Source organism: Streptomyces katrae, assembly GCF_000966975.1.
Lineage (GTDB): Bacteria > Actinomycetota > Actinomycetes > Streptomycetales > Streptomycetaceae > Streptomyces > Streptomyces katrae.
In genome coordinates this window covers 1-5295 of the sequence record NZ_JZWV01001172.1, presented here as the reverse complement: position 1 = coordinate 5295, position 5295 = coordinate 1, and the positions used below count along the sequence as shown (strand labels likewise).

Below are 5295 nucleotides of genomic sequence, written 5' to 3'. Positions count from 1 at the left end.
CCCGGGACGCGGCCACCGCGCCGGGCGCGGCCGTCCAGGGCGAGCCACACCCGCACCTCGGTCCCGCCCAGCACCGACCGTCCCAGCCGTACGTCGCCGCCCGTGGACTCCGCGACGCGGCGCACGATGTCCAGGCCGAGCCCCGTGGAGCCGTCGCGGCCACCGTCGTTGCCGCGCCTCAGGGCCGCGTCCGGGTCGGCGATGCCGGGGCCCGCGTCCGAGACGAGGACGATCACGGCGTCCCCCGCGTCGTGCACGTCGACGGCGAAGGGGGTGGCCTCGGGGGTGTGCCGGAAGACGTTGCCGAGCAGGGCGTCGAGGGCGGCCGCCAGCTCGGGCCGGGCCACCGGGACCCGTACGGTGCGGTCCACGCCCGCGAGCCGCACCTCGCGGCCCTCGTCCTCGGCCAGGGCCGACCAGAAGGCCATCCGGTCGCGGATCACCTCGGACGCGTCGCAGCCGGCGGTGGCCGCCGCGGCGGCGGGCTGGCGCTGCTCGCGGGCGGTGCGGATGATCGTGTCGACCTCGCGCTCCAGCTGCTCCACCGCCGCCCGGGTGTGTTCGGCGGCCGGGCCGTCGCCGAGCGAGGCCGCGTTGAGCCGCAGCACCGTCAGCGGGGTGCGCAGCCGGTGGGAGAGGTCGGCGGCGAGCTCCCGCTCGTTGGCGAGGAGTTCGACGACCTGATCGGCCATCGAGTTGAACGCGACGGCCGCCGAGCGGAGTTCCTTCGGGCCGGCCTCGGGCACCCGTGCCCCGAGCCGCCCCTCCCCCAGCTGGTGCGCGGCGTCCGCGAGCCGTTCGGCCGGGCGGACCAGGCGGGCCCCGAGCCGGTCGGCGACCGCCACCGAGCCGACGACCAGGGCGAGGCCGACGCCGGCGAGGATCAGCCAGGCGGTGGCGACCCCGTTGCTGACCTCGCTCTCCGGCACGTAGATCTCGATGACGGCGATGTCCCCGGAGCCGAGGGCGATGGGCTGCAGCAGCGCGGAGCCCCCGCCGCCGGCCGCGGCGGTGGTGGCCCGGCCCATCGAGCGGGTCTCGGCCACCGCGTGCGCGCCCGCCCAGCCGTCGCCGATGTCCACGGGGGCGGCGCCGCCGATGGCGGGGACGTGCACGGCCATCCGCCGGGCGGCCCCCATCTCGGTGGACTCGACGGCCTTGCGCAGCTGCACCGGGTCGGTGGTGATGGACAGGGTCGGACCCATGGTGGCGGCCTGCCGCTCGGCGTTGGAGAAGGCCCGGTCACTGGCCATCTCCTGCACCACCAGCCCCAGCGGCACCGCGAAGGCCACGGCCACCATGGTCGTGACCGCAAGACAGACCTTGACCAGCGCCCACCTCACCTCTGTCGGCTCGCTCCGCCGCGGCAGCGGCTGTTGTCACGGTCGCCCGAGCGGCGCACCGGCGCGGCCGTCGCGGTCGTCTGCGGCCCGGTGGCCGCGCGTGCGACGCTCACAGCGGCGGCTCCAGCTTCACACCCACCCCGCGCAGGGTGTGGATGTACCGCGGCCGGGCCGCGGTTTCTCCGAGTTTGCGGCGCAGCCAGGACAGGTGGACGTCGATGGTCTGGTCGTCCCCGTACGACTGCTGCCAGACCTCGGCGAGCAGCTCGCGCCGGGCCACGACCACCCCGGGCCGCCCGGCGAGGAAGGTCAGCAGGTCGAACTCCCGCCGGGTGAGGTCGAGCACGGCCCCGTCCAGCTCGGCCTGACGGCGCAGCGGGTCGATGGCGAGCCCGCCGACGCGCAGCACGCGCGGGGGCGGTTCGGCGGCGGTGGCCTGGGAGCGGCGCAGGACGGCGGCCATCCGGGCGGAGAGGTGCTCGACGGAGAACGGCTTGGTGAGGTAGTCGTCGGCGCCGTCGTTGAGCAGCCGGACGATCTCGGCCTCGTCGTCGCGGGCGGTGGCGATGATGACCGGCACGTCGGTGATGCCGCGCAGCATCTTCAGGGCCTCGGAGCCGTCGAGGTCGGGCAGCCCGAGGTCGAGGATGACCACGTCGAACCGGTGGTGGGCGACCTCGCGCAGGGCCTCCAGGGCCGTGCCGACGCTCCGTACGGTGTGGGAGGCCTCGGTCAGGTGCCGGATCAGGGCGGAACGTACGAACTGGTCGTCCTCGACCACGAGCACACTAGCCATGGGCGCACGGTAGTCCATTCGGGCGGCCCCGGGAGGTGCCGGGACGGGCTTGTGACGTGTGGTGCAGTATGTGCCCTGATGCGCAGAGGACTTGTACATGCCATGGCCTGGGTGGTGGCGACCGCGGCCGCCGTGACCCTGTCGTGGTGGGGTGTGCGCACCGTCATGTCCGGGACGGCCTACGATCCTCCGCTCGCGGTTCCCCTGGCCGCCGGACCGCTGTCCTCCTCGACGCGGGGTCCGGAGCCTCCCGCGCCGGCCGGCCCGTCGGGGTCCGCCCCGGCGTCCCCCTCGCCCTCGCCCCCGCCGTCGCAGTCCGGGCCGGGGTCCTCGTCGCCGTCCGCCGCGCCCTCCGCGTCCGCCCGGTCGAAGTCCGCGCCGCCGGCCGGGCAGCAGCGCCCGCTCCAGGAGGCCGGCGGGCAGGCCGGGTCCGGGAACGTGAAGGGGTACTCGGTCTCGGGCGGCCGGGTGGTCTTCGACCTCGGCACCTCCTCCGCCGCCCTGGTCTCGGCGACCCCGGAGGCGGGGTGGCGGGTGCAGGTGTGGAAGCAGGACTTCTGGATCCGGGTCACCTTCACCCGTGACGGCCGCGAGGTGTCGGTGTTCTGCACCTGGCACGACCACCCGCCGACGGTGGAGACGGTCGACCCGTAGGGCGGCCCCCTAGCGGAACACCGAGGCCGGGGGCGGTGGCGAGGCCGTCGCGGAGGCGTCGGAGACGGGGGCCGCGCCGCCGGTGAAGTCCGTCAGGGCCCGGCCGTGCTCCACCCGGCCCGGGTGCGGGTCGCTCGCCACGCGGCGGGTGAACTCCGCGACCGGCAGCTCCTGGTCGGAGGCCACGAGCACCGCATTGCCGAAACGTTTCCCCCGCCAGACGACGGGATCCGCGGCCAGCGCCAGCCGCTCGAAGCGGGAGGCGGCGGTGGCGACCTGGGCCCGCAGGTGCGCCAGCGGCGGCCCGTCGGCGAGGTTGGCCACGTACCACCCGGTGGGCGACAGCGCCCGGCGCACGTCGTCCAGGAACTCGGCGCTGGTCAGGTGGGCCGGGGTACGGGCCCCGCTGAACACGTCCGCTATGACCAGGTCCGCCCAGCCGTCCGGGACCTTCGCCAGCCCGGCCCGCGCGTCCACCGCCCGGACCCGTATCCTTGCCTGCGGGTCCAGCGGCAGGTGTTCGCGTACGAAGGCCACCAGGGCGGAGTCCACCTCCACCACCTGCTGGGCGGAGCGCGGGCGCGCGGCGGCCGTGTAGCGGGCCAGGGTGAGGGCGCCGCCGCCCAGGTGCACCACGTTCAGGGGCTGCCGGGCGGGCGCGGCGAGGTCGATCAGGTGGCCGATGCGGCGCTGGTACGCGAAGTCCAGGTACCCGGGGTCGTCCAGGTCCACGTGCGACTGCGGGGCCCCGTCGATCAGCAGGGTCCAGGCGCGGGCGCGCTCGCGGTCCGGGGTCAGCTCGGCCAGGCCGCCGCCCACCTGCCCGGTGACCGGTTCGGCGCTGCCCCGCCGGCCCCCGTCGCGGTTCCTGCCCTTGTCCCTGCCCGTACCCTTGCCTGCCACGCCCCCATTATCGCTGGCCAGAGCCTCACCGACAGTTGTCGGCCGCCTCGATCAGCCGGGCCGCCTCGCCGAGCGCCGCCCGCAGCACCTCCGGGTCGGTGACCGGCCCCACCGCCTCGGGCGGCAGCAGCCATCCGGTACCGCCCGCGGTGGGCGTGGCGAGGTCGCCGAAGCGCATCCCGCGCCCGTTGGTCTGCGTACAGGCGCTGCCGGGCAGGTCCCAGGCGTCGGCGGTGCCGGGCGGGACGAGGAAGCCGAGGGTGTCGCCGGAGCCGTCGTGCAGGACGGGGCCCACCGCGGGCGCGGCCCGCCCGGCCCCGCGGCGGATGATGTCCACGGCCTCCAGCCCCTGCCGTACGGAGACGGTCACCAGGTCCGGGGCCGGGAAGGGAGCCGGGGCCGGGGCGGGGGCGGGCGCCGTCGCCGCGGCCGGGGCGGTGATCGGGGTCGCGCCGGCGCCGGGCGCGGTGTTCGTACCAATGCTGTCCATGCCGGCCTCCACCAAGGGGAACCCCTCCTCGATCCGTATCCGCATGGGTTCAACGCGGCGAAGCGTCAACAGGTGCGGCGGCAAGACGCCGCAAAGGATGGCAGTTCATGGCGGATCGCGGGTGAGATATCCGTTTTGTAGCCAAACAGAGCGTGAGCACCCCCTCGCTGGCGGTACGTTCATGCGCGCCGGAGCACCCGACTCCGGGGCGAGCGTGTCCAGAGAGGCAGCGTCCATGGCGGCGTCACCCCACTCACCCAACTCCAGCTTTCGGCGGCTGCGCGGAGCACACTCCCCGGCCGAGTTCGCGGCCATGGTGCGACGGGCCGCACGGGAGATCGGCGAAACGGTTTCCTGCGACGCCCGCTACATCGGCCGAGTCGAATCGGGCGAGATCCGCTGCCCCAACTACGCCTACGAACGGGTCTTCCTCCACATGTTCCCCGGCCGCACCCTGGCCGACCTGGGCTTCTCCCCCCGCGAGGCGGTCCGCGGGCGGGCCGCGCAGCGCGCCCTGCCCACCCCGCCCGTCTTCACCCACCTCATCCACCGGTCCAAGGAGAGCGACGTGCTGCGGCGCGCCTTCATGGCGGGCGGCTCCGCGACCATGGCGGCCGCGACGCTCAGCCTCACCCTGCTCGGCGACAGCCGCCGCATCCCCTCCCGCGCCGGAGAGGCCGAGGCCGACGCCGTCGAGGACGCCGTACGCCAGATCCGGCTGCTGGACGACCGGCACGGCGCCGACGCCCTCTACCGGCGGGCCGCCCAGCCCCTGCGCACCGCCTACGCCCTCCTCGACGCGGGAGCCACCCGGCAGTCCACCGAGGACCGGCTGCACTCGGGGGCCGGGGAACTGGCCGTCTCGGTGGGCTGGCTGGCCCACGACTCGGGCCGCTTCGAGGACGCCCGCTCGCACTACGCCGAGGCCCTGGCCACCGCCCGGGTGGCGGGGGACGCGGGCCTGGAGGCGCACGCCTTCAGCAACATGGCCTTTCTCGCCCGGGACTGCGGACGCCCCCGCGAGTCGGTACGGGCCGCCCAGGCGGGCCGGCGCGCGGCCCGCTCGCTGGGCTCGCCCCGGCTGCTGTCGCTGCTGGCCCTGCGGGAGG

6 protein-coding genes are annotated in these 5295 nt (G+C 75.6%); 2 read left to right on the top strand and 4 right to left on the bottom strand.

What is annotated here, in order from left to right; all coding sequences use genetic code 11:
• Both VR44_RS34375 and VR44_RS34370 read right to left on the bottom strand, forming a co-directional pair.
• Window positions 1-1343: sensor histidine kinase (locus VR44_RS34375; RefSeq protein ID WP_045951565.1), on the bottom strand; the 1343-nt coding region annotated here is incomplete at its 3' end.
• A 109-nt stretch (window positions 1344-1452) separates the two neighbouring features.
• Window positions 1453-2139 (bottom strand): response regulator transcription factor, encoded by a 687-nt coding sequence (locus tag VR44_RS34370; protein WP_211275185.1) that lies wholly within the window; start codon window positions 2137-2139, stop codon window positions 1453-1455.
• A 78-nt stretch (window positions 2140-2217) separates the two neighbouring features.
• Here VR44_RS34370 and VR44_RS34365 point away from each other — a divergent pair, with 78 nt between their 5' ends.
• Window positions 2218-2793, top strand: a complete 576-nt coding sequence (locus VR44_RS34365) for a hypothetical protein (protein ID WP_094192106.1) — start codon at window positions 2218-2220, stop codon at window positions 2791-2793.
• A 9-nt stretch (window positions 2794-2802) separates the two neighbouring features.
• On the opposite strand, the gene VR44_RS34360 is transcribed toward VR44_RS34365, so the two are convergent.
• Both VR44_RS34360 and VR44_RS34355 read right to left on the bottom strand, forming a co-directional pair.
• Window positions 2803-3696: a spermidine synthase gene (locus VR44_RS34360; RefSeq protein ID WP_045951562.1), complete on the bottom strand. Its 894-nt coding sequence runs from the start codon at window positions 3694-3696 to the stop codon at window positions 2803-2805.
• 25 nt (window positions 3697-3721) lie between these two features.
• Window positions 3722-4186, bottom strand: a complete 465-nt coding sequence (locus VR44_RS34355) for a hypothetical protein (protein ID WP_211275184.1) — start codon at window positions 4184-4186, stop codon at window positions 3722-3724.
• Window positions 4187-4421: 235 nt separating this feature from the next.
• Between VR44_RS34355 and VR44_RS34350 the strand changes: the two genes are divergently transcribed.
• Window positions 4422-5295 (top strand): NsdA family TPR-like regulatory protein (locus VR44_RS34350; protein ID WP_045951566.1); only part of this gene is annotated, 874 nt, incomplete at its 3' end.

Excerpts from the sequence above, each read along its gene's own strand:
- VR44_RS34365 (WP_094192106.1), top strand. The coding sequence starts at position 2,218 with ATGCGCAGAGGACTTGTACATGCCATGGCCTGGGTGGTGGCGACCGCG.
- VR44_RS34355 (WP_211275184.1), bottom strand. The coding sequence starts at position 4,186 with ATGGACAGCATTGGTACGAACACCGCGCCCGGCGCCGGCGCGACCCCG.
- VR44_RS34370 (WP_211275185.1), bottom strand. The coding sequence starts at position 2,139 with ATGGCTAGTGTGCTCGTGGTCGAGGACGACCAGTTCGTACGTTCCGCC.